The sequence below is a fragment of the Luteimonas salinilitoris genome (assembly GCF_041300785.1).
GTDB lineage: Bacteria > Pseudomonadota > Gammaproteobacteria > Xanthomonadales > Xanthomonadaceae > Luteimonas > Luteimonas salinilitoris.
The window spans coordinates 60,469-83,211 of record NZ_JBFWIB010000004.1; the positions used below are offsets into that span (position 1 = coordinate 60,469).

18 protein-coding genes are annotated in these 22,743 nt (G+C 69.0%); 8 read left to right on the plus strand and 10 right to left on the minus strand.

Going from position 1 to position 22,743, the window contains the following annotated elements; all coding sequences use genetic code 11:
- Positions 1–216 precede the first annotated feature (216 nt).
- Positions 217–570 (plus strand): hypothetical protein, encoded by a 354-nt coding sequence (locus AB5T46_RS08615; protein WP_370563490.1) that lies wholly within the window; start codon positions 217–219, stop codon positions 568–570.
- 135 nt (positions 571–705) lie between these two features.
- Complete coding sequence (locus AB5T46_RS08620; RefSeq protein WP_370563491.1) at positions 706–1,332, plus strand: LysE family translocator; 627 nt, start codon at positions 706–708, stop codon at positions 1,330–1,332.
- Positions 1,333–1,484: 152 nt separating this feature from the next.
- On the opposite strand, the gene AB5T46_RS08625 is transcribed toward AB5T46_RS08620, so the two are convergent.
- Genes AB5T46_RS08625 through AB5T46_RS08645 form a run of 5 tightly spaced genes read right to left on the minus strand, consistent with a single transcriptional unit; the run spans position 1,485 to position 7,764 of the window.
- Positions 1,485–2,438: an N-acetylglucosamine kinase gene (locus AB5T46_RS08625; protein ID WP_370563492.1), complete on the minus strand. Its 954-nt coding sequence runs from the start codon at positions 2,436–2,438 to the stop codon at positions 1,485–1,487.
- Positions 2,435–3,610: an SIS domain-containing protein gene (locus AB5T46_RS08630; protein WP_370563493.1), complete on the minus strand. Its 1,176-nt coding sequence runs from the start codon at positions 3,608–3,610 to the stop codon at positions 2,435–2,437. The genes AB5T46_RS08625 and AB5T46_RS08630 overlap by 4 nt, the downstream gene beginning before the upstream one ends.
- Entirely contained in the window at positions 3,582–4,871 is a 1,290-nt protein-coding gene (locus AB5T46_RS08635) for a D-tagatose-bisphosphate aldolase, class II, non-catalytic subunit (protein WP_370563494.1), read from the minus strand. Before AB5T46_RS08635 ends, AB5T46_RS08630 begins: the two co-directional genes overlap by 29 nt.
- Entirely contained in the window at positions 4,871–5,794 is a 924-nt protein-coding gene (locus AB5T46_RS08640; protein WP_370563495.1) for an EamA family transporter, read from the minus strand. Before AB5T46_RS08640 ends, AB5T46_RS08635 begins: the two co-directional genes overlap by 1 nt.
- Positions 5,791–7,764: a glycoside hydrolase family 36 protein gene (locus AB5T46_RS08645; RefSeq protein WP_370563496.1), complete on the minus strand. Its 1,974-nt coding sequence runs from the start codon at positions 7,762–7,764 to the stop codon at positions 5,791–5,793. The genes AB5T46_RS08640 and AB5T46_RS08645 overlap by 4 nt, the downstream gene beginning before the upstream one ends.
- 226 nt (positions 7,765–7,990) lie before the next feature.
- On the opposite strand from AB5T46_RS08645, the gene AB5T46_RS08650 reads away from it, so the two are divergent.
- The gene (locus AB5T46_RS08650; RefSeq protein ID WP_370563497.1) at positions 7,991–9,094 is read left to right on the plus strand and encodes an amidohydrolase family protein; all 1,104 of its coding nucleotides are present in this window, start codon (positions 7,991–7,993) and stop codon (positions 9,092–9,094) included.
- On the opposite strand, the gene agaR is transcribed toward AB5T46_RS08650, so the two are convergent.
- On the minus strand, positions 9,091–9,870 hold the full coding sequence (agaR, locus tag AB5T46_RS08655) for a transcriptional repressor AgaR (protein ID WP_370563498.1): 780 nt from the start codon (positions 9,868–9,870) through the stop codon (positions 9,091–9,093). The two genes, AB5T46_RS08650 and agaR, sit on opposite strands and share 4 nt — an antisense overlap.
- 132 nt (positions 9,871–10,002) lie before the next feature.
- Here agaR and AB5T46_RS08660 point away from each other — a divergent pair, with 132 nt between their 5' ends.
- Positions 10,003–12,849, plus strand: coding sequence for a TonB-dependent receptor (locus AB5T46_RS08660; RefSeq protein WP_370563499.1), 2,847 nt, complete (start codon positions 10,003–10,005; stop codon positions 12,847–12,849).
- A gap of 92 nt (positions 12,850–12,941) precedes the next feature.
- Here AB5T46_RS08660 and AB5T46_RS08665 read toward each other — a convergent pair whose 3' ends face one another.
- Positions 12,942–14,171 carry a potassium/proton antiporter gene (locus AB5T46_RS08665; protein WP_370563500.1) on the minus strand — a complete coding sequence of 410 codons (1,230 nt, stop codon included), beginning with the start codon at positions 14,169–14,171 and terminating at the stop codon, positions 12,942–12,944.
- A 390-nt stretch (positions 14,172–14,561) separates the two neighbouring features.
- On the opposite strand from AB5T46_RS08665, the gene AB5T46_RS08670 reads away from it, so the two are divergent.
- Positions 14,562–15,281, plus strand: a complete 720-nt coding sequence (locus AB5T46_RS08670; protein WP_370563727.1) for a hypothetical protein — start codon at positions 14,562–14,564, stop codon at positions 15,279–15,281.
- A gap of 277 nt (positions 15,282–15,558) precedes the next feature.
- Here AB5T46_RS08670 and AB5T46_RS08675 read toward each other — a convergent pair whose 3' ends face one another.
- Both AB5T46_RS08675 and AB5T46_RS08680 read right to left on the minus strand, forming a co-directional pair.
- Positions 15,559–16,485: a dienelactone hydrolase family protein gene (locus AB5T46_RS08675; protein WP_370563501.1), complete on the minus strand. Its 927-nt coding sequence runs from the start codon at positions 16,483–16,485 to the stop codon at positions 15,559–15,561.
- Positions 16,486–16,684: 199 nt separating this feature from the next.
- Positions 16,685–17,644 (minus strand): helix-turn-helix transcriptional regulator, encoded by a 960-nt coding sequence (locus AB5T46_RS08680; RefSeq protein WP_370563502.1) that lies wholly within the window; start codon positions 17,642–17,644, stop codon positions 16,685–16,687.
- Positions 17,645–17,736: 92 nt separating this feature from the next.
- Between AB5T46_RS08680 and AB5T46_RS08685 the strand changes: the two genes are divergently transcribed.
- Both AB5T46_RS08685 and AB5T46_RS08690 read left to right on the plus strand, forming a co-directional pair.
- On the plus strand, positions 17,737–18,069 hold the full coding sequence (locus AB5T46_RS08685; protein ID WP_370563503.1) for a hypothetical protein: 333 nt from the start codon (positions 17,737–17,739) through the stop codon (positions 18,067–18,069).
- A 23-nt stretch (positions 18,070–18,092) separates the two neighbouring features.
- Positions 18,093–18,728: a LysE family translocator gene (locus AB5T46_RS08690; RefSeq protein WP_370563504.1), complete on the plus strand. Its 636-nt coding sequence runs from the start codon at positions 18,093–18,095 to the stop codon at positions 18,726–18,728.
- Positions 18,729–19,275: 547 nt separating this feature from the next.
- On the opposite strand, the gene AB5T46_RS08695 is transcribed toward AB5T46_RS08690, so the two are convergent.
- Positions 19,276–20,355, minus strand: coding sequence for a LacI family DNA-binding transcriptional regulator (locus tag AB5T46_RS08695; RefSeq protein WP_370563505.1), 1,080 nt, complete (start codon positions 20,353–20,355; stop codon positions 19,276–19,278).
- A 227-nt stretch (positions 20,356–20,582) separates the two neighbouring features.
- Between AB5T46_RS08695 and AB5T46_RS08700 the strand changes: the two genes are divergently transcribed.
- Positions 20,583–22,727, plus strand: a complete 2,145-nt coding sequence (locus tag AB5T46_RS08700; RefSeq protein WP_370563506.1) for an alpha-glucuronidase family glycosyl hydrolase — start codon at positions 20,583–20,585, stop codon at positions 22,725–22,727.
- Positions 22,728–22,743 lie beyond the last annotated feature (16 nt).

Sequence of the window (22,743 nt, forward strand, 5' to 3'; positions counted from 1 at the left end):
GTCCAAGAACGTTGATTTTCAATCACTTGACGTCCATGGATTTCCGCCTTCGCGGGAATGACGATGCTTAAGCAAGTTGCATTCGAGCCAGAGCCGGCTTTTCCGGCTGGAAAGAAAATATCCCCCGGCAAGAGCCTGAGGCTTGCTTCGAAGAATCACGCCGGAGGCGCGCAATCCATCGGTTGAACTCCCTTTCCCCACTCACGGATCCCATCCATGCTCAAGTCGCTCGCAACCGCCCTGCTGCTCGTCCTGCTCGCCGCCTGCAGCACGCCGGCGGAGCAGTCTTCCACGCTGTCCATGCAACCCGTCGCCAGCGAGGCCGAGTGCCTGCAGCGCGGCGGCCAGTGGACGCAGCTGGGTCGCGCGCCGGTCAAGCAGTGCCTGTTGCGGACCACCGACGCCGGCAAGGCCTGCACCGACGGCGCCCAGTGCGAAGGCCTGTGCCTGGCGTCGGAGGGCAGCGAGGACGGCGCCACGGTGAGCGGCACCTGCAGCGCCGACACCAATCGGTTCGGGTGCCAGCAGCGGATGACCGACGGGGCAGCCGTCACTCTCTGCGTGGACTGAGCTGCATGGCGTCGCGCACACCCGGCACTCGCGGCGCCGGCAAGCGCTGCCCATCGGGAAGGACGGGGCACGGCATGCCTGCGTCTGGTATATAACGCGGCTAGCGAGGCGACACACCGCTCGGGAGACGCACGCATGATCGATCCGATGACCCTGATCACCTACGTTGCGATCGTTCTCGGCTTCGTGTTCATTCCGGGCCCTGCCACCCTGCTGACGGTCGCGCGTGCCAGCAGTTCCGGAACCCGCGTGGGAATCGCCACAGGCGCGGGGATCGCCGCGGGCGACCTGATTCATACGATCCTGGCGATCATCGGCATCTCGGCGATCATCGCCGCTTCGGCGGTGCTCTTCAGCATCGTCAAGTATCTGGGAGCGGCCTACCTGGTGTATCTCGGAGTGCGTGCGATCCTCGAGAAAGCGCCGTTGGACCCGACCTCCGGTGCGCTCCCGGTCACGGCGGCCAAGGCGTTCCGCCAGGCCGTGCTGGCCGAAGTGCTCAACCCGAAGACCGCGCTGTTCTTCCTCGCGTTCCTGCCGCAGTTCGTGCGGCCCGGCAATGGTTCGGTCGCAGGCCAACTGGCCGTGCTGGGCGTCGTGTTCGTCCTGCTCGGCCTGCTCAGCACCGTCGTATTCGCGCTTGGCGCCGGCAGCCTCGGCAACTTCCTGCGTCGGAACCCGACCGTTCTGAAGTGGCAGGGCAAGTTCGTCGGCGGCGTGTACTGCGCGCTGGGTGCACGCCTGGCTTTCCAGGAGCGGTGACCGGAGGCCGCCGACTATCGGCCTTCGGCGTGCCGCTTACGGCATTGCAGTCTCCCGTTCGTCGATGGAATCCCGATCATCCCGTCGCTGCCGACGTGCGTCATCCTCCGGAAGTCACGGCCCGGCCATGGCCGATGCCGGGCTAGTCAGCGCTACCTGTGACGAGCGATGGGAAGACGCGCCAGCCGGGCGGCGTAGAGGGCCGCGCCGTGATGCGGGTCGTACAAGGGCGATCGCAGGTCGAACGTGGGGCTCGCCATGCGAAGCGCGTCCCGGAATGGACCCAGCAGCAGGTCGCCGGCACTGAAGGCGCCGCCGGACCAGGAGAGCGGCACGGTTTCTTCGGCATCGAAATGCAGGGCCGTCCTCAACGCCTCGGCGATCCGGGCCAGCTCCTGTCCGGCCATCTGGAAGATGGCCGTTGCCGTGGTATCTCCGGATCGCGCAGCCTCGGCGACCGTCAGCGACAGCTCGGCGATGCCCGCGCGCGTAAACGCCTGTGATCCATAGACGCGTGCGCAAAGGTCGAGGTCGTGCTCGATCCCGAGCGCGCGCTTGAGGATGTCATGCAGCGGTCCTTTCGGACGGCGGCCGTCGCTCATCCGCGAGTACGCGTTCAAGCCCTGCATGGCGATCCAGTAGGCGGACCCCTCGTCGGAGAACGCCTCGCCCCAGCCTCCGGCGCGCGCGGCCAGGCCCTGGCGCTGCCCGTAGCCGATCGATCCGGTCCCGGCCACGATGTTGATGCCGTCCGCGCATCCCAGCGATCCGGCCCAGCCGCACACCATGTCGTTGTCGCAGGCATACCGGTCGTGGCCCAGGATCGCGGCCGGGATCGCGTCCAGCAGCGGCGTGACGCGGCTGTCTTCGCCATGGGCAGGCAGGCCGAAGAAAGCAAAGCCGAGGTTCGCCGCCTGCACATCGGCCTCCCGCAGCACCTGTTCGACGCCGCCTGCCAGGATCTCGCGCACGCCGTCGAGCCCGACATGCGGGTGATAGGTGGTCCCCAGCCGCGCCTGGGCAAGGAGCCGGCCCTCGCCATCGATCAGGGCGAAGCGCGTCTTCGTGCCGCCCCCGTCCGCGCCCAGGAACAGATCGCCCGTCATGGCGTCGGCGGGTAGAGCCGGACGCCCTGCACCACGCGGTTCACCGTGCCCTGGCTGTTCGGGTTGTCCGGTGAGAGCCCCATGGCGCGCGAAGCGTGGAAGGCATAGGTCTGGGCGACCGCGACATAGGGCCAAAGCAGGTCGACGTCGTCGGCTTCGGCCATGTCGGGCACCGCAATGGCGTCCCGGGCGGTTTCCTGGCGGGGCTGCGCCGTCACCTCGACGATGCGAGCCGCGCAGCGGTCGCGCCGCAGCTCGTCCAGCAGGTCGTGATCGTAGCGGCGGGTGAGGGGATCGTTCGAGACGAAGACGACCACCAGTGTCCTGTCGGTGACGAAGGTCTTGGGCCCATGGCGGAATCCCAGCGGCGAGTCGAAGCACGTGGCCACCGCGCCGTTGGTGAGCTCGCCGAGCTTCAACGCCGCTTCGCGCGCCAGTCCCTGCAGCAGTCCGCTGCCCAGGTAGGCCACCCGGTCGTACCCGTGCAGTGCCAGTTCCTGGACCGCGGGGAGCGCCTCGTGGATCACGCGTTCGGTCGCCCGCGCGATGGCGCCTATCCGGGTGTCCATGGCGCCCCTTGGCATGAGTGCAACCAGCGTGGCGTACATCATGCAGCTGAAACTCGACGTCATGGCGAAGCTGGCGTCGTGGGTCTCTTCCGGCAGCAACAGCGTCATGGCGCTGCCGACGGGGATCCGGCAGAGCGCGCCCTCAGCGTTGCAGGTCACCACGAGGTGCCGCACGTCCCTGACCATCGATTCCGCCAGCTCCACGGCGGCCAGGCTCTCGGGGCTGTTGCCAGAGCGCCCGAACGACACCAGCAGCAGCGGTTGGCCGGGCTCCAGGTACAGCTGCGGCGCGCTCACGATATCGGTCGTGGGAACGGCATCGATGCGCGCCGCCAGCCGGCGATCGAGCAACGGGGCGAGGCACAGGCCGATGTAGGCGGAGGTGCCGGCGCCGGTCAGGAGGACGCGCGCGCGGGCGTCGCCCGCGATCGGGGCGACGAACGCCTGGATCCGGTCGTGCAGCGCCGACACCAGTTCGTGCGTGCGCTGCAGCGTGCGCGGTTGCTGCTCGATCTCCCGCGCGGTCCAGACCGCGCCGGAGGCGACGAGCTCGGCTTCGGGAACGCCGAGGTGTTCACTGGCTTTCATGGTGACGGCAGGCATGATGATAGTCGTCCAGGACGGCACTGACATGCGCCATGGCGAGCGAAAGCGGGTCGCGGGTCGCGCTTCCGTTGCGCACGGCATACAGTGCATGGGGGAGGTGTTGGCTGATCAGTGAAAGCGGCGGCGGGTCTGCACGCAGGTTCTCGAACAGGCGCCGGCGCGCCGCTTCGATGGCCGGATCGGGCCAGTAGTAGCGCATGCGGTCGCTGAGGCTGTACTGCAGGTCGACGGCGAGGGACCGGCCCTCGGCATGGTAGTAGCGCTGCCAGTGCCCGGGCTGTTCGCGCATGCGGGCGACGACCACCTCGCGCATGCGCGCCTGCGCGTCGGCATCGACCCATTCCCGTTCGATGGCATCCAGGGCCCACAGCGCCTCGCGCAGCGCGAAGGTCAGGCCCGGTCCCACCTTGAGGATGGCGAAATGGTCTTCGACCAGCGCGCGCAAGGCATCGCGCGTCTGGTAGTCCGTGGAGTGGGCCTCGAAGACCATCCCGGGCACGGTGGCGATCGCCCGGCTCAGGTCGCGGGCCTGGTCGCGTCGGTAGTCGACGACATCGTGATGATCGAACTCGACGCCCGGCTGCACCACCGACGCGATCACGCGCCCCCAGGCGTCTTCCAGGCCGGCGGCGGCGAAGGCCTCGCGGTGCGCCTGGATGGTGTCCAGGGCGGCCTGCGGGGTGGTCACGGCCAGGCCTTCGATGGCCTCGGTCGCGCCGCCCGGCACCGGCACCTCGGTGCCGATCACGTACACCGGCGGTTCGCCGCCGGCCTGCGCGTGCGCGGCTTCCGCCGCCCGGCACAGGTGCACGGCGCGCCTGACGATCTCGCTTTCCGGCAAGGGCGAGGGATCGTCGGCGCAGGCCATCGAGCAGTCGAGATGGATCTTGCGGAAGCCGGCTGCAACGTAATCGGCCACCATCGCCTCGGCCTTCGCCATGGCGGCGGCGGCGTCCAGCGCCGTCCAGGGGTTCGGGCCGAGATGGTCGCCGCCCAGCACGATGCGCGCGCGGTCGACGCCGATCCGCGTGGCGATGCCCTGGACGAAATCCACGAAGCCGGCAGGGGTCATGCCGGTGTAGCCGCCGTCCTGGTTGACCTGGTTGCAGGTCGCCTCGAACAGCACCATCGCATCGCCCGCGCGCTGCGCATGCCGCAGCGCCGCCTCGATGACGATGGGGTGCGCCGAGCAGATCGAGGTCACGCCGCCGGCGTGCTCCTGCCGGTGGCGCGCGACGAGGTCGATCAGTGCGTGCATCAGGCGGACCCCGTCACGGGAGCGGAGGCGTCTTCGCGTTCCGGCTCGAGCACCAGCAGCAGCGCGGCCACCAGCGCCAGCGCCAGGCCGATCATCTTCAGCGGGCCGGGTACGACGCTGGCGAACACCAGCGCCAGCACGGCGGTGACGAGCGGCGCGCCGGCATTGGTCAGCGGCGAGACGACGATGGCCTTCCCGTAGCGGAAGGCGTACACCAGCGTCAGGGCGCCGACGGCGTTGAGGATCTGGATGGCGGCCGTCATCCAGGGCCCGTCCAGCCCCAGGTTGATGGGCTGGTTCCAGTCGGTCATCGCCCAGGCCACCGGCATCAGCAGCAGGGCGCCGAGCGCCATGTAGAAGAAGATGCTCTCCGCGCGCACCGTGTGGTTCGCCAGCTTCATGAAGAAGGCCTGCACGCCCCATGCCGCCATGATCAGCAGGGAAAGCGCGAACCAGCCCATGCCCTGCGACGGTGCACGGCCGAAGGACAGGTCGAGCAGGGGCAGCGCCACCAGCGCCAGCACGATGCCCAGGGCGCCCTGCCATCCCGTGCGCTCGTGCAGGAGCAGGAACGAGAGCGCGATGGTGATCACCGGCGACAGCGAGATGACCGGGAACACGAAGTACGCCGGTCCGACGGTCAGTGCGTGGAACAGCACCATCTGCCCGCCGGCGCCCAGCAGGCCGATCGTCATCCCGTACCCGATCGCGCGCGGCGACCTGTCCAGCGCCCAGCCGCTGCGCCACAGGATGAAGAGCGCGGGGGGGATCATGGTCAGCGCCCACACGCAGTACACCAGCGTGTCGGGAAACCCGTGCTCCGCCGAAAGTCCTGCGAGCGCGCCCCACGTGCCCCAGAGTGCGACGGTGGCCAGCGCGTAGGCCAGCCAGGCGCGGCGCGGCGACGTGGCCGGCGCGCTCATGCGCGCTCCCCGGCCGGCGTGGCCTGCAGCAGCAGGAAGCGGCTGAACGTGGCGTCCAGGGTGTTGGCCTGCGCATCCACCGTGCCCAGGTCGGTTTCATTGAACAGATCGCGCACGCGGTAGCGGCCTTCGCCCAGGCCGCGCAGCTGCACCGGGCCGGTCCACTCGTCGGCATAGAACGCGTAGTACAGCGCGCCGTCCCTGGCGATCGCGTGCGCCTCGGGCTTGTCGAAGCCGATGTCGTACAGCGTGCCCAGGTAGTCGCCCTTGGGCAGCATGTGCTGCCTGTAGAGATCGACCCACTTGCGCCACAACGCTTCCTTCTCCGGCGTGAGTACGTAGCCGCCGGGCGGCAGCGGCGCTGTAGGGCGATCGGTGTCTTTCGGCCAGGTGAACTTCGAGGAGATCACCGCGCCGATGCCGACGCTGGAGGCGAAGTCGTCGCCGCCGTCGGACAGTTCCACGTGGTCGCCGGCGTAGCTGCTGCCGCCGCCGATCAGCGCCTTCATGGTCTTGCCCTTGCTGCGCACCTGCCAGGAGGAGAGCGGATCGGACGAAGGGTACTGATCGGTGGCCGGGAGGTTGTGGAACGCGAAGGCGGTGCCGCACGGGCACAGCTCGACCACCGCCTCGGGGTTGGCCTCGCGCGCGGCTGCGTGGATCGCGTTCCAGAAATCGGCGAGCTTCTCGCACGACTCGTTGGGATGTGCATGCCCATGCGCCGGGTTGTGGCAGGGCGCCACGGCGTTGAGGTGCTGGCCATCGAGCTTGATGCCCTCGAAGCCCCAATCGCCGATCGCCTTCTTCACCAGCGCGACGTAGTAGTCGACCGTCGGCTGGTAGGCCGGACACTGGGTGAGGGCGTTCCACCAGCTGACCTTCTGGAAGGCGCCGTCCTCGTCCAGGAGCAGCATGTCGGCATGCCGGTGGAGCACGTCGCTGCCCGGATCGGCCGCCAACGGCGCCAGCCACAGGCGCGGGCGCAGGCCCTCCACCCGCACGGCCTGCACGAACGCGCGCATGTCGTCGTCGCCGCGCGGGAACTTCTTCGCGTCGATCCGCCAGTCGCCTTCGTTGGTCTGCCAGCCATCGTCCAGGACGGCCCATTCGAAGCCCAGCTCGCGCACCTTGGGCAGGGTGGCCAGGATCTGCGCGACGGTGAAGTCGCGCTCGTAGCCCCAGGCGCACCAGATCGGGGCGAAGGCGGATTCGGGCGCCTGCGGCGCCACGATGCCTTCGTCTTGCATGAAGCGCCGGTAATGCGCCAGCGGCGCGAAGTGGTCGCCGGCGTGCACGCACAGGAAGGTGCGGTCGGTCGCCAGGGACTGGCCGGGCGCCAGCGTGACCGGCTGCAGGCACTCGACCGCGATGCTCGCGCCCTTGGCCGTCCTGCGCACCGGCAGGTCCAGCAGTCGCGGCACGGGTTCGACGTGGCCCACGGCCAGTCCGACGTCCCTGCGCCAGATGTTGGCGACCGGCGTGCCGCCGCCGTAGTCGGAGGCCGCCATGGACAGGGTGTTGCGCTGTTCGAATCCGGCGCCGAGGGGCAGCACCCAATCTCGGCGGTCCTCGTGCGTGGCGCCCGAGAAGCTCCAGAAGCCGCCGGGCGCATCGGCCAGCTCGTGCGCCGCGTTTCGCCAGCCGACGACTTGCAGCGGGCCCGCGCCCTGGTTGCGGTAGCGCGTCTGTAGCAGCGCCATGCCGGGTAGCTGTTCGAAAAAGGTCACGGCGACCTGTTTCTCCACGCCCTCGGCGGACAGCCCGGTCACGGTATGCCGCCGGCCGTTCCCGTGCCGGGGATCGTTCACCGCCTCGCTCCGTTGCCCGGTGAAGGCGAAGGCGTCGATGGTTCCGTCCTCCAGCAGCAGGCATTCGCTGGCCTGGTAGGGCGTCAGAACCTTGTCCCGGGCCGAGATGCGCGTGTGCAGCGACCGGTCGAAGGCGATCGACAGCGCCTGGTCCCCGGCCACGGCGCGGGCTCCCTTTGCGCTGCGGGGCGATGCCGCCTGCGCGCGGGGCAATGCTGCCCATGCGGCGCTGCCGAGCGCGAGCTTCAAGACGGTGCGGCGTCCAATCGGAGGCATGGGCGACAGTCCGGTTGAGGTAGGGCGCATTCTGAGTCAGCGTTCCGGTTGATGCAACCGATTTGTTGCGATATGTTGTCTGCAAGTTGCGTTACGTTACCGGAGGTGGGCCATGAAAGTGGTTTTGCAGTTGCTGGCGGTCGGCGCCATGTGCATGACGGCCTGCTCGGCTCCCCCGGTCCCGGCGGCCTCCGAAGCGGGTGCGTCGTCGATCCCGTACACGGCGGCGGACTTCCAGCGCGTACGCAAGTTCGACGCCCACGTGCATGCCAATGCCGACCACCCCGCCTTCCTCGAGCAGGCGCGGGCCGACGGCTTCGAGTTGATGTCGATCAACGTCGACTATCCGGACTTCCCGACGATCGTTACGCAGCATCGCGTCGCCCTGGCGCTGGCGCGCGCCGAGCCGTCCCGGTTCCATTGGGCGGCGACGTTCTCGATGCGCGGTTTCGGCGAGCCCGGCTGGGGCGACCGGGTCGAGGCCGACCTGGCCGCCGCCGCGGCGCAGGGCGCGCGGGCGGTCAAGATCTGGAAGAACGTGGGCATGGTCGAGAAGGATGCCGACGGGCGCCTGATCATGCTGGACGATCCCGCGCTGTCGCCGGTCGCCGAAACGATCCGCGGCCTGGATGTCGCCCTGATCGGACACCAGGGCGAGCCGCACAACTGCTGGCTGCCCCTCGAGCAGATGACCACGGAGAACGACCGCGAGTACTTCCGCAACCACCCGCAGTACCACATGTACCTGCATCCGGAGCAGCCGGGCTACGAGGACCAGATGGCGGCGCGCGACCGTTTCGTGGCGGCGCATCCCGGCCTGCGCTTCGTGGGCGCGCACATGGCCAGCCTGGAATACGACGTGGATCGCCTGGCCGCCTTCCTGGACCGTTTCCCGAACGCGACCGTCGACCTGGCGGCGCGCATGAGCCAGGTCCAGTACCAGTCGGTGCGGGATCGCGGGAAGGTCCGGGACTTCTTCATCCGCTACCAGGACCGACTGCTCTACGGCACCGACCTGGCGATGGATCCCGCCTCCGATCCGCAGGAATTCAAGCAGGCCGCCCATGCGGTGTGGACGTCCGACTGGCGCTACCTGGCCACGGACGGGTCGCAATACGTGAAGACGATCGAGGCCGACGTGCCCGGCCTGGCGCTACCACGCGATGTCATCGACAAGGTCTACTACCGCAACGCGGTGCGCGTATTCGCCCCCTAGGCCAGCACCAGGTCGAAGTCGAGCTGCTGGCTTGCGTGGCGGATTTCCTCGGGCGCACCGGTGTCGGTGATCAGCGCGTCCAGCTGGCCGATGGGGATGATCCGGTGCAGGCAGACCTTGCCGAACTTGGAGCTGTCGGTGATGGCGACGACGCCGCGCGCGGCCTCGACCATCTTGCGGTTCAACATGGCCTCCGGCTCGTGGTGGGTGGTGATGCCGCGCTCCAGGTCGAAGCCGTCGACGCCGAGGAACAGCATGTCCACGTGCAGCGCACCCAGCGCCTCCACGGTCAGCCCGCCGTAGAAGGCCATGTTCTTGCGGCGCAGCTCGCCGCCCAGCATGACGATGCGGATGTTGCTCTTCGGCGTGAGCGCGGTCAGCACGCCGTAGTCGTTGGTGACCACGGTGACTTCGATGTTGGGCAGCGCTTCGGCCAGCTGGATGGCGGTGGTGCCCGAGTCGATGGCGATGGTGTCGCCGGCCTTCACCATGGCCGCGGCGCGCTGGCCGATGCGGCGCTTTTCGGCCAGGTGGACGGTCCGCTTGGCCTCGTAGGGCGGTTCCGCCGCGGAGCTGCCGACCACGCTGCTGTCGATGGCGCCGCCGTAGGCGCGGGCCATGACGCCGCGCTCGGCGAGATAGCGCAGGTCCTTGCGTACCGTCTGCATGCTGACCCCGAAGCGCCGCGCCAGGGCAGCCACCTGCACGCTGCCGTGCTGGCGCACCAGTTCGCTGATCTGCAGGCGTCGTTGGCTGGTGTCGCGGCTGGCGGCCATGGGAACTCCTTGTACCCGGCGAAGTATGCGATATTTCGTTAAATTTCGCTATTGATACAAAACGAAACATCGGATAGGCTCGGTTTCGCTGCATCCGAAACTTGTCGACGATCGCTCTGGAGGGAGAGGCCCGTGAAGACAGCTTGCCTGCATAGGAACACGCTCTTTTTTGGTATCGCCCTGGCGCTGCTGGGGCCGCACACGGGTCACGCCCAGGGACAGTCGGCGGGAAGCGAGGCGGGCGAGCAGGGCCAGGGCAGGCAGGCGGAGGACCAGGACGCGCTCGAGACGCTGGACGCGGTGGTGGTGACCGGCGTGCGCGGCAGCCTGGCGCGCTCGGTCGACCTCAAGCGCGATGCCGGCACGGTGCAGGATTCGATCAGCGCGCTGGAGCTGGGCAAGTTTCCCGACGACAACGTGGCCGATTCCCTGAGCCACATCACCGGCGTGGCCATCTCGCGCACGGCGGGCGGCGAAGGCCAGAAGGTCAGCGTGCGCGGCCTGGGGCCGGAGTACACGCTGACCACCTTCAACGGCCGCATCCTGGCCACCGACGGCGCCGGTCGCGATTTCGCCTACGACGTGCTGCCGGCCGACGTCATCAGCGGCGCCGACGTCATCAAGGGCGCACAGGCTGCCCTGACCGAGGGCGCGGTCGGCGGCCTGATCAACCTGCGTTCGGCCAGTCCCTTCGACCAGCCCGGCCAGCACGGCATCGTGCGGCTGGAGGGCGACCGCAACACGATGTCCGAGCTCGACGGCAAGAAGTTCTCGGCCGCCTACAGCAACACCTTCGCCGGCGATACGCTCGGCGTGCTGCTCGGCGCGGTGTACGGCAAGCGCGAGGACAGGACCGACATCGCCGGCAACGACGGCGGCTGGACACGCAACCCGGACCCGAACGATCCCAGCTGGCTGTGGGGAAACGCCTGGGGCGGGAACATCGATCCCAACGGCAACGGCGAGCTCGATCCCGACGAGTACGGCCTGATCGCGCCGGGCCAGTTCCGCGTCGGCTCGATCCTGGAGGAAAAGAAGCGCCGGGCGCTGTCCGGAAAGATCGAGTGGCGGCCCAGCGACAACGTGCGCATCGTGGTCGACGGGCTGAAGACGCGCCTGGACTCACCACAGGTGGGCTATCAGCAGTCCTTCTATCCGCTGTTCGCGCCGGGACGCTGGTCGGACATCGCCGTCCAGGACGGCATCGTCACCGGTTTCACGATGGACAACCCGGATCCGGAACTGCGGCTCAACCCGGAACTGCTCAACACGACCACGCACCGCGTGGTGGACACCGACCTGTACGGCGTCAACGGCGAGTGGAAGGTGACCCCCGACCTCACCCTCGTGGGCGATCTCTACCGGTCCACCTCGAGGCGGTACTCGGGCGGCCAGGACACCTACGTGGTCCTGCGCATGAACCAGCCCAACGTCGCGCGCATCGACCTCGGCGACGCCGCGGTCCCGAACGTCTCGGCGGAGTTCGGCGACGGCCGCGACCTGTCGGAAGGATTGGCGAACGGGCAGTTCACCGCGTCCGATTTCAACACGCACTACATGGAACTGCTCGGCGACGACATCGAGGACGAGATCACCGGCGGATCGCTGGACGGCGACTTGTTCGTCGGGAAATTCGCCATCGACCATCTGCGCTTCGGCCTGGCCGGTACCGACCGGAAGAAGTCGCGCGACCTGGTCAACAACACGCTCAACGGCGGCGCGGACTACTATTCCGGCGACTACGCCATCAACGTGGGAGCGCTCGGCGGCGACGTGCTCTCCCATACCCTCGCGCTGCCCAATTTCATGAGCGGCGTGGGCGCGAACTTCCCGCGGACCTTCCTGGCGTTCGACGTCCCCAACTATCTTGCGCAGTTGCGCGCGTACGACCAGAACCCGCGCCCGGGCGGCGGCGTCTACGACTTCTCCCAGGCGGCGCCGGCCTGGAACCCGCTGGAAAGCTACCGCGTCAGCGAGAAGACGACGGCCGCCTACCTGCAGGCGAACCTGTCCGGCGAGCGCTGGAACGGCGACATCGGCGTGCGCCTGGTGAAGACGCGCACCACCGCAGAAGCCTGGGACGCGAGGATCATCAGCATCACCGAGAACGGGCCGTTCAACTACACCGCCCGGTACGCCGAGCCGACGCCGATCCAGCAGGAGGGCGACTACACCTTCGTGCTGCCGTCGGCGAACTTCATCTGGCATTTCACCGACGAACTGCAGCTGCGCCTGGGCGCGGCCAAGACCATGGCGCGGCCGCCGGTGGACAAACTGGCGCCGACCAACACCACGGCCAGCGTGTCGTGGGGCGAGTTCACCCAGATCTACGGCGGCAACGTCGACCTGCAGCCCTACAGCGCGCGGCAGGGCGACGCCTCGCTGGAGTGGTACTTCGACGAGGACTCGATCCTCAACGTCGCCGTGTTCTACAAGCGCATCGAGAACCAGATCACCACCAGCTGGGAGCCCGGGCAGGACATCGGCGTGCCGGGCTACCTGTTCAACGTCACCCGCCCGATCAACGGCGACTACGCCAAGGTGCGCGGCATCGAAGCCGGCCTGCAGCATTTCTGGGACAACGGCTTCGGCGTCCGCGCCCAGTACACCCGCAACTGGTCGCGTAGCTGGGTGGGCGACGAGGAGCGCCCGCTGGAGGGCATCGCGCCCGCGACGTACTCGCTGGGCCTGATGTACGAGAAGGGGCCGTGGTCGCTCGGCGCCACCGCCGACCATACCGATGGCTTCGTCACCGCGATCAACGTGCTGGGGGAGGGCTACAACGAGCAGGCCGACGCGATCACCTGGCTCACCGCCCATCTCTCCTACCGCATCAGCGACATGTTCAGCGTCTCGCTCGAAGGAAGGAACCTGCTGGACGACGAGCAGACATACAGCATCAACGGCAATCCATTGCTGTCGCAGGGATACTATCGCTACGGCCGGTCCTTCAACCTCGGGCTGAGCATGCGATTCTAGAAGCGCCGCCTGCGCCGGAATGGCGCTCGGCGCACCGCCCGGAATCGGAATCCGGTGGTATCTCTGCTTCGTGCCGCCGATGTCTTGCTGGATCAGCGGCCGGCGGGTGCCTTGTGCCGAGGGGTATCCAGCTCCAGCCTGCGCGCCAGCCAGCCGAGGGTGGGGCCCTGGATCACGCTGGAGAGCAGCACCACGAAGAACACGATGTTGAAGATGTCCTGCGCACCCGCCACGCCGGCGACGACCGGGAACGTGGCCAGGACGATCGGTACTGCGCCACGCAACCCGGCCCAGGACACGAACAGCTTGGCGCGCCAGCCATAGCTGCGGAACGGCGCCAGGCACAGGAAGACGCTCAGCGGCCGCGCCACGAACATCAGCACCGCGGTCACCGCGAGGCCCGGGCCGAGTACCTCCACCAGCTCGCTGGGAAACACCAGCAACCCCAGGGTCAGGAACATCATCACCTGCGCCAGCCAGGCCAGGCCGTCCTGGAACATCGAAATGGTGCGCCTGGACGGGAACTCGCGGGCGCCGGCCACGATGCCCGCCATGTACGCGGCCAGGAATCCGTTCCCCTGCAGCAGCCCCGCCAGGCCATAGGCCAGCAGCGCCGCGGCGATCGACACCACCAGCGCCAGTCCGCCCACGCGCAGCCGCGCCCGCCGCAGCAGTGCCGGAAAGCCGGTGCCGATCGCATAGCCGACCAGCGCCCCCACCACCATCTGCAGGCCGAACGCCGGGATCAGCGCGAGCGGGGAGGTCTGCGGTGCGGTGATCAACAGCAGCGCCGCGCCCACCAGGAAGATCGCCATCGGGTCGTTGGAGCCGGACTCCAGCTCGATCAGGCCCTTGAGCTCTTCGCGCAGCGGCATTCCGCGCGAACGCAGCGCCGCGAACACCGCGGCGGCATCGGTGGAGGCGATGACCGAGCCGAGCAGGAAGCCCTGTAGCGGAGTGAAGCCGAGCAGCCACATCGCCGCCACCGCCACCACCGCGGCGCTGATCATCACCCCGGCGGTGGCCAGCATCAGCGCCGGTGCGGCGGAGCGACGCACCTGGCGCCAGATGGTGTCCATGCCGCCGGAGAACAGGATGAACACCAGGCTCAGCACGCCGATACCCTGCGCCAGGCCGACGTTCTCGAACGAGATCCCGCCGAGCCCCTCGGAACCGGCGAGCATGCCCAGCAGCATGAAGCCGATCAGCGCCGGCAGCCCGAAGCGGCTGGAGAGGCTGCCCGCCAGCACGGTGAGCACCAGCAGCAGGCCAAGGCCGAAGAACACCAGTTCGGACGAGTAACCGGGCACGGCGGCTGGCATCGAGGGGGGCGGCCATGGTAACCGAGGCCACTCGTGCCTCGGGTCCGTCAGGGACGCTTGGGAAACCTCTGAACAAGCTCAGGGGTTCCTTTAGGTGTCCTTTAGCTCTCCGCGCGGTCTTCGCCGCGCATCCGCATCGGCCTCCGGTTCCCGGGCTTCAATCCAGCGCGCCGAACAACAGCAGGAGTGTCGAGAACGCGGCCAGCACGATACCGATGGAAAACAGCAGCAGGAACAGCCGGACCGGCGTGACCATCGTGGATGGCGCTGTCGGAACTGTGCGTGCATGCCGGATCGACGAAGCGCTACGATGGTCGACGCAACGGGAAGGGCGAAGCCGTTCTCGCGGAAAGAAGCGTCGAACCGGGAGTTCCGCTGTTGAAACGGATCATGCTGGCCATACCGGTTTTTCTGCTCATGGCGATTTCCGCCCATGCCGCCGGGCCTGGACCAGGCGAATACGGAACCAGGCGCGGCTGGGGCAGTCTCGTCATCCGCGACGCCCCGGATGGTCGCCGCCGCTTCGAAATGTCCACGGTGGGCGCCAACGGCCACATGTGCGATCTGGAGGGCGCCGTAGATGGCTCGTCCGCCGTCACTGCCGACGAGCTCGGCGAAGCCTGCCGGATGACGTTTACCGTCGACGGACCTGGTATCGCAGTGAAGGCGGAAACCGAAGCATGCAGGCGGTACTGCGGCATGCGGGCGGGTTTCGAGGGCGAATACGTCCGGCTGCCGGCGGGCTGCACGCCCGCGGCTCGGGAGCGTGCGCAGGCCGATTTCCTCAGCCAGTATCGCAGCGGGCGCTACGCCGCAGCGCTGGGTCGCCTGAATGTCCTGGGTGCGGAGTGCGGCGACTTCTTCGACTGGCTGCAGCGCGATCGTTTCGCGAACGACCGCGCCGTCACGTTGTGGCATCTCGGACGGCTTGACGAATGCATTGCGGTACTGGACTCCACGCTTGCGGCAGGCAGCTACGACGAGGCGTCCCTGGTGGCGGCGCTGCGGGAGCAGGGCATGGCCTTGCCGCCCGGCGACTGGGATGCCTATCTGCCGATTGCCCGTGCCGCCTGGTTCAACCGGAGCAAGTGCGGGGCGATGCCGGGTTAGGCTGACCAGCGGGCGGCAGCCGCACGCAAGCACGGGTTGATAAACAAGAACGCCTCGATGCCGTCTTCCGCGCCCCTGCCGACCCGACCCGGAGGGCGATGCTGCGCGATCTTGCCGACGGGCCGCGCGTGCGAAAGGCGAAGAGCCGGAGCCGTTCTGGGACGACTGGAGCCGACTCCGCGAGGAGTACGATCGCCGCATTCCGGCCTGATCAATCGGCCCCGGGATCGCGATGCGGGGCCGCGGGCACGGCATCGGCAGGGCGTCATGCCGCTCGCTAGGCGGCAGGCTCCGCGGCGCGGGTGCCATCGCGCAACGTGCGCTCGAACAGCGCGAGCACGCGGCGCCAGGCCTCGCCCGCTGCGTCCTCGTCGTAGCGCGGGGTGGTGTCGTTGTTGAAGCCGTGCTGCGTGCCGGGCGGCTGGAACAGCGTGTAGCGCACACCCGCTTCCTTCAGCGCGGCTTCGTATTCGGGCCAGGCGGCATTGATGCGCTCGTCGTGCTCGGCGAGTACCACCAGCAGTTCGGCCTCGATGTCCGGTACGTCCTCCAGCGGGGCGGCGTTGCCGTAGAACGGCGCGGCGGCCTCGAGGTCGGGCAGGCGGGTGGCGAGGAAGTTCGCCATGCCGCCGCCGTAGCAGAAGCCGACCACGCCGAGCCGGCCGTTGCCGCCGTCGATCCCGCGCAGCATGCGCGCCGCGGCCAGGAAGTCCTCGCGCGTCTTCGCCTGGTCCAGTTTGCCGAACAGGGTGCGTGCGGCGTCCTCGTCGCCCGGGTAGCCGCCCAGCGGGAACAGCGCGTCCGGCGCGAAGGCGATGAAGCCTTCCAGCGCCAGCCGGCGCGTGACGTCCTCGATGTGCGGATTGAGGCCGCGGTTCTCGTGCACGACGAGCACGGTCGGCAGGGGACCGTCGGCCTTTGCCGGCTTGGCCAGGTAGCCGCGGGCGGTGCCGTAGCCCTGCGGCGAAGGGAACTCTAGATAGTCCGTCGACAGCCGCGCATCGTCGGGCTCGATCTGCTGCGCGGCGGCGAATTGCGGGCTCAGGGCGGCGAGCAGGCCGGCCGCGCCGGCGGCGCCGACCGCGAACCGCGCCGCGCCGGCGAGAAATCCGCGGCGGTCGATCTGGCCATGCACGTACTGGTCGAACAGGCGCAGCACTTCCGGGTCGAAATCGCTGGCCTTGCGGCGGGGCGGACGAAGCATCGGAATCTCCGCAGTGGGGGCTCGCCGGCGATTAGACCACACGCATCCGTGGCAACCGGTGCACGCCCGTCTACCGCAGCCTGTTCCACCGGTGCTCCGGCCCGGCGGCGAAGCGCGAGTGGATCGCGCCGGAGCGCAACCGTGCGCATGACGATGCGCCAGGGGTGGGTGATCGCCCTTGAATCGCCGGCGGGACCGGCTACGGCAGGGCGTGCGCCCTGTCCAGCAGGCGCTCGGCCAGCCGGTGCAGCGCATCGCGCAGCACGGCGGGGTGCCGCACGGTGAAGTCGAACGGCAGCCGCGCCAGTTCGCGCGCGAACCAGTCCAGGTCGTCGGCCTGCGCGAACAGACGCGTGCCGGCGCCGTCGGGCTCGAGCACGCCGATCGCGTCGAACAGCTCCCGCCGAGCAGTGGCCAGGTCCGCATCCAGCCGGACTTCGATCGCGTGCACGCGCGGCAGCGTGGCCACCGAGAACGTCAGATAGGCCAAGGCGTCGAAACCGTCCGGACGGCCGAAGCTCGCCGGCAGCGGTTGCACGTGTTCGATCCGGTCGAGACGGAACGAGCGCACCGCGTCGCGCAGGTGGCAGTGGCCGACCGCATACCAGCGCCCGCCGCGCCAGGCAAGCCCGTAGGTGTCGAAGTCGCGCTCGCTCGCCTGGCGCTGCGCGGCGCAGTAGCGCAGGTGGACACGCTGGCGTGCCTGCGCGGCGGCGGCCAGCACCGCCAGCACGGCCGGGTCGCCGTCGCCGGGGGCGCCGTGGCGCAGGTCGAGCGCCACAGTCTCGTCGACCGCGCGCACGCGCTGCTTCAGCTGCGTCGGCATCACCCGTTCCAGCTTGGCCTGGGCACTGGCGACCGCGGGCGCGGCGTCGGCGAGGCCCAGGTTGCGCGCGGCCAGCAGCCCCAGCGACAGCGCCAGGGCCTCGTCGTTGGTGAAGACCATCGGCGGCAGCTTGTAGCCGGCCACCAGCGCATAGCCGCCGTAGCGGCCACGCTCGGCGACGATGGGAATGCCGATTTCCTCCAGCATCGCGATGTAGCGGCGGAGCGTGCGGCCGTCGACCCCGATCCGTCGCGCAAGCGCCGCCCCGCTCAGGCGGGAATGCGCCTGCAACAGTTCCAGTACGGCCAGCACGCGGGTGGTGGGGCGCTCCATGGCGACGCCAGTCTAGCGCCGATACAGGACGGAAAACGCCCTAATTAAGCGCTATGGTTGCTCCCGGGCGGCGCCGCCGCCGGGAGACGAGCATGACCTTCGACAAGTGGATGCTGGCCGCGGCCGCGGCCGCGGCGATCGGGCCGGGTGCGCTGCCGGACGGCGGAGTGGGCGCCGCGATGCTGGCCACCCTGGTGACCGAGCCGACGGAGAACACCTTCCCCCGCCTGCCGGTGCGCGAGGGCGAGCATGTGCTCGTCCGCTTCACCACGTTCCGCGATCGCGGCAGCCACGCGCGCTGGCTGGCCGCGCTCGCGGCCTGGCCGGCGTGGCGCCGTGCCGAAGGTGTGCTGCTGCGCGTCGCGCCACGCGGCCCCGACCTGCTGCGCCTGGCCCCGACCGCGCGCTCGCGTTCGCCTCTCTGACCTTGCCAATGACGATCCCCGACATGACCCAGACCGCGCACCTGTGGCTGTTCTTCGCGATGGTGGCCGGCATCGTGCTGCTGCCCGGGCTCGACATGGCCTTCGTACTCGCCAGCGCGCTGGTCGGCGGCCGCCGCGCCGGGCTCGCCGCCACGGCCGGGATCGTCGCCGGCGGTGTCTGCCACGTGACGATGGGCGCGCTGGGCATCGTCGCGGTGCTGCAGCTGGTGCCGGCGGCGTTCAACGCGGTGCTGCTGGCGGGCGCGGCCTACATCGCCTGGATCGGCATCACCCTCCTGCGCAGCCGCGCGGCGCTGGGGCACCTGCCGCAGGCGCGCCTGCGCACGCAGGCCGAGACCTTCCGCCGCGGGCTGGTCACCAGCCTGCTCAATCCCAAGGCGTATCTGTTCATGCTGGCGATCTTCCCGCAGTTCCTCCGGCCGGAGTACGGCGATGTCGCGGTGCAGGCGGTGGTGCTGTGGGCGATCATCGCCTTCACCCAGGCCGCGATCTACGGCGGCATGGCGCTTGCCGGCGATCGCGCGCGCGCATGGCTCGCCTCGCGTCCCGCGGCGAACGCCTGGCTTGCGCGGACCGTCGGCGCGTTGCTGCTGCTCACCGCGCTGTACACCGCGTTCGAAGGTTGGCGCCCGGCCTGAGCCGGGAGCTTCGTAGGAGCGCGCCACGCGCGCGATGCCCGCAACGTTTCCGGCACCGGCTTATCCGGCCGGGGTGTATCGCCTCGTGACCACGGTGTGCCGGATCCCAGGGATCGCAGCCGTGGGCCTCGAAACGGTTCTTCCGCCGCCGCCGCGTGCACTGGCGAACACGAGGCTGCCCGCGGTCGCCGCTTCACGTGTGCCTGCCGAGGACGTGCGCATTTTGCGTTGCAGCAAGGCATTTCCGGAGCCGCTGTTAGAGTGAGGAGAGGTTCCCGGGACAGATCGCGACGATGAAACGGCTGGTCATTCCTTCCGCCGAGGCATGTTTGTGCCGATCGAGTGGTAGCGCTAACTTTTTCCTGGCGGGAAGCGGCGCATGAGCCTGCCCGTCGGTTCCGGTGATGGCACCCGAAGCGTCGAGCCGGTCGCCTGGAGCGCCGTGTCGCCGCGCTGGCGGCGGCACGGCATCGTGGAGGATGGGCGCCGTCCGCCGCACGGGTCCAGGGCTTGCCGCCGGCGGCGGATCCCGGTGCGTGCTCCGGCGTCAGCCGCCTTTCGGCTGGCGCCCCGCGGGCAGGGGCGGCGCCACGGAACCGCGGGAGACGAGCCGGTACGGGACCACGTGATCGACCAGCACGCGCGTGCTGCGGTCCTTGCGGCGGATGCTGCGCAACAGGATGTCGATGGCCGCGTCTGCCATCGAGGCGATGGGTTGGTGGATCGTGGTCAGTTCGGGCCACACCGTGGTCGCCGCCGAGGTGTCGTCGAAGCCCACCACCGACAGGTCGCGCGGCACGTCCAGCCCGCGGCGATGCGCCACCGAGATCGCGGCCGCGGCCATGTCGTCGTTGCCGGCGAAGATCGCGGTCTGCGGCCGGCGTTGCGACAGCAGCCTCTCGGCGGCCTTCAGGCCGGAGCGGTAGGTGTAGTCGCCCTGTTGCACCAGGCCGCGCTCCAGCGCGATGCCGGCTTCGTCCAGGGCGGCCTGGAACCCTTCGAAACGACGCACGCTGGCGCTCAGGTCCGGACGGCCGTTGATGTAGCCGATGCGGGTATGGCCCTTCGCGATCAGGTGTTCGGTGATCTCCTTGCTGGCGCGGAAATCGTCGATGCGCACGCAGGAGATCTCCTCGCTGAAGCGCCCCGACGCGATCGCGACGACGGGGACGTTGGCGCGCACCAGCTCCATCACCGCGGTCTTCGAATCGCACAGCGGCGGCGGCAGGATCACCCCGGCCACTTTCCTGGCCAGCGTGCGCGCGGCCTTGCGTTCGGCTTCGACGTCGAGGTCGTCCCAGTAGTCGATGACCAGCTGTATCGCGGTGCGCGAGGCGGCGCGCAGCAGGCCGACCAGCAGCTCGCGCAGATAGGCGCCGCTCGGATTGGTGTAGATCAGCGCGATGCGCGTGTGCTGGGCCGCGGCGAGGGAGCTGGCCGCCAGGTTGGGCGTGTAGTCCAGTTCGCGTACGGCGCGCATCACCCGTTCGCGGGTGGAGTCGCGCACCTTGCCGTGGCCGTTGACCACGCGCGAGACCGTCATCGGCGAAACGCCGGCGAGCGCCGCCACTTCGTCGATGGTGACGGCGCGGCCCCTGCGGCGGGCGGATTTCCTAGTCTTCTCCAACGTTCGTTCCTTCAGTCGGCCGGCCCCGGGCGTCGCGACAGGAATACCACGCCGCGCTTGCCATCGAGACCATCATGAAACCCGATCCAGGACTGGGCATGAAAACGCCGCAGATGTTACCGCTAACGGGCCGGGTGGGCGATGGGCCGGCCGGAAACACTGCATCGGAAGAGCATATCGCGGAACATCCGGCTTTCCGCCGACGTACATCGACCATGCTGGGCGTCATGGCGCTTGCCATTGCCTGGTTGGCCGGTGCGCTGTATACGCCCGCTGCAAGCGCCGAGGATGGCTACGACCTGTGGCTGCGCTATCGGCCCGTCGAGGGCGTGCGCGCGGATGCGTACCGGATGCGGGTTTCACGGCTGGTGGCGGGCGATGCCATGCCGACACAGGCCGTCACCCGTGCGGAACTGTTGCGCGGCCTGGGCGGGTTGCTCGGTGCCGCGCCGCCGCTGTCCGAGGCCGCCGCCGATGGCGCCGTCGTCGTCGGCACGCCGATGTCGTCGCCGTCGATCGCGCGGCTGGGGCTGGAGCTCGGCGACCTCGGACGTGACGGTTATCTGATCCGCAGCGTGACGCTGGACGGCCATGCGGCCACCGTGATCGCAGCCAACGAGGACATCGGCGCCCTGTACGGCGCGTTCCATTTCCTGCGCCTGCTGCAGACCGGGCAATCGATCGAGCGGCTGGACGTGCGTGAAGCGCCGCGGGTGAAGCTTCGCGTGTTGAATCACTGGGACAACCTGGACGGCCACGTCGAGCGCGGCTACGCCGGCGCCTCGATCTGGGACTGGCACAAGCTGCCCGACTGGCGCGCTCCGCGCTATGCCGACTATGCGCGCGCCAACGCCTCGATCGGCATCAACGGCACCGTGCTCAACAACGTCAACGCCGACGCCCTGGTGCTGACGCCGATGTACCTGGAGAAGGCGGCGGCGCTCGCGGACGTGTTCCGGCCCTACGGCATCCGCGTGTATCTCAGCGCACGCTTCAGCGCGCCCATCGAGATCGGCGGGCTGGAGACGGCCGATCCGCTGGATCCGCAGGTGCAGCGCTGGTGGCGGGACAAGGCCGAGGAGATCTACCGCACCATTCCCGACTTCGGCGGCTTCCTGGTCAAGGCCAACTCGGAAGGGCAGCCAGGCCCGCAGGACTACGGCCGCTCGCATGCCGACGGCGCCAACCTGCTGGCCGACGCGCTCGCGCCGCACGGCGGCACGGTCATGTGGCGCGCGTTCGTTTACTCGGACGAGGAACCGGACGACCGCGCCAAGCAGGCCTACAGCGAGTTCGTGCCGCTGGACGGTGAATTCCGCGACAACGTCATGGTGCAGGTCAAGAACGGCGCGATCGACTTCCAGCCGCGCGAGCCGTTCCATCCGCTGTTCGGGGCGATGCCGGATACTCCGCTGATGATGGAGTTCCAGATCACCAAGGAGTACCTGGGCTTCGCCACGCACCTGGTCTACCTGGGGCCGATGTGGGAGGAGGTGCTGCGCGCCGACACGCACGCGCGCGGCGAAGGCTCGACAGTGGCGAAGGTGATCGACGGTTCGCTGCACGATCACCGGTTGACCGGCATGGCCGGCGTCGCCAACATCGGCAGCGACCGCAACTGGAGCGGCTCGCATTTCGACCAGGCCAACTGGTATGCCTATGGCCGCCTGGCGTGGGATCCGGAGCTGTCGTCGCGCTCGATTGCGGAGCAATGGGTGCGGATGACGTTCTCCGGCGACGATTCGTTCGTCGCCACCGTCGTGGACATGATGATGGGGTCGCGCGAGGCGGCGGTGGACTACATGACGCCGCTCGGCCTGCACCACCTGATGGGGAGCAACCACCATTACGGCCCCGGTCCATGGCTGGGCGGTGGGCCGCGTACGGACTGGACATCGGTGTACTACCACCGCGCCACGCGCGCGGGTATCGGCTTCGACCGTACCGCCAGCGGCAGCAACGCGGTCGCGCAGTACGCGCCGCCGGTCGCCCGCGAGTTCGGCGATCTCGAAACCGTGCCCGAGGAGTTCCTGCTCTGGTTCCACCATGTGCCCTGGGACTACCGCACGCAGTCGGGCCGCCCGTTGTGGGACGAACTGGTGCACCGGTACACGCGCGGCGTCGACTACGTGCGCGGCATGCGCGAGACCTGGCGCGGGCTCGCCGGCGACGTCGATCCCGAGCGCCATGCACAGGTGGCGGCGTTCCTGGCCATCCAGGAGAAGGAGGCGCAGCGGTGGCGCGACGCCAGCATCGCCTATTTCCAGGGCATTTCCGGCCTTCCGCTGCCGGAGGGTTACGCACCGCCGCCACATTCGCTGGAGTACTACGAGTCGCTGGAATTCCCGTATGCGCCGGGAAGCGGACGATGAACGTTACTGCCCGCAT

What these genes read in the sequence shown, in the direction of transcription:
- AB5T46_RS08615 (WP_370563490.1), top strand. Translation starts at nt 217, where the DNA reads ATGCTCAAGTCGCTCGCAACCGCCCTGCTGCTCGTCCTGCTCGCCGCC.
- AB5T46_RS08620 (WP_370563491.1), top strand. Translation starts at nt 706, where the DNA reads ATGATCGATCCGATGACCCTGATCACCTACGTTGCGATCGTTCTCGGC.
- AB5T46_RS08625 (WP_370563492.1), bottom strand. Translation starts at nt 2,438, where the DNA reads ATGACGGGCGATCTGTTCCTGGGCGCGGACGGGGGCGGCACGAAGACG.
- AB5T46_RS08630 (WP_370563493.1), bottom strand. Translation starts at nt 3,610, where the DNA reads ATGCCTGCCGTCACCATGAAAGCCAGTGAACACCTCGGCGTTCCCGAA.
- AB5T46_RS08635 (WP_370563494.1), bottom strand. Translation starts at nt 4,871, where the DNA reads ATGCACGCACTGATCGACCTCGTCGCGCGCCACCGGCAGGAGCACGCC.
- AB5T46_RS08640 (WP_370563495.1), bottom strand. Translation starts at nt 5,794, where the DNA reads ATGAGCGCGCCGGCCACGTCGCCGCGCCGCGCCTGGCTGGCCTACGCG.
- AB5T46_RS08650 (WP_370563497.1), top strand. Translation starts at nt 7,991, where the DNA reads ATGAAAGTGGTTTTGCAGTTGCTGGCGGTCGGCGCCATGTGCATGACG.
- agaR (WP_370563498.1), bottom strand. Translation starts at nt 9,870, where the DNA reads ATGGCCGCCAGCCGCGACACCAGCCAACGACGCCTGCAGATCAGCGAA.
- AB5T46_RS08665 (WP_370563500.1), bottom strand. Translation starts at nt 14,171, where the DNA reads ATGCCAGCCGCCGTGCCCGGTTACTCGTCCGAACTGGTGTTCTTCGGC.
- AB5T46_RS08670 (WP_370563727.1), top strand. Translation starts at nt 14,562, where the DNA reads ATGCTGGCCATACCGGTTTTTCTGCTCATGGCGATTTCCGCCCATGCC.
- AB5T46_RS08675 (WP_370563501.1), bottom strand. Translation starts at nt 16,485, where the DNA reads ATGCTTCGTCCGCCCCGCCGCAAGGCCAGCGATTTCGACCCGGAAGTG.
- AB5T46_RS08680 (WP_370563502.1), bottom strand. Translation starts at nt 17,644, where the DNA reads ATGGAGCGCCCCACCACCCGCGTGCTGGCCGTACTGGAACTGTTGCAG.
- AB5T46_RS08685 (WP_370563503.1), top strand. Translation starts at nt 17,737, where the DNA reads ATGACCTTCGACAAGTGGATGCTGGCCGCGGCCGCGGCCGCGGCGATC.
- AB5T46_RS08690 (WP_370563504.1), top strand. Translation starts at nt 18,093, where the DNA reads ATGACCCAGACCGCGCACCTGTGGCTGTTCTTCGCGATGGTGGCCGGC.
- AB5T46_RS08700 (WP_370563506.1), top strand. Translation starts at nt 20,583, where the DNA reads ATGGCGCTTGCCATTGCCTGGTTGGCCGGTGCGCTGTATACGCCCGCT.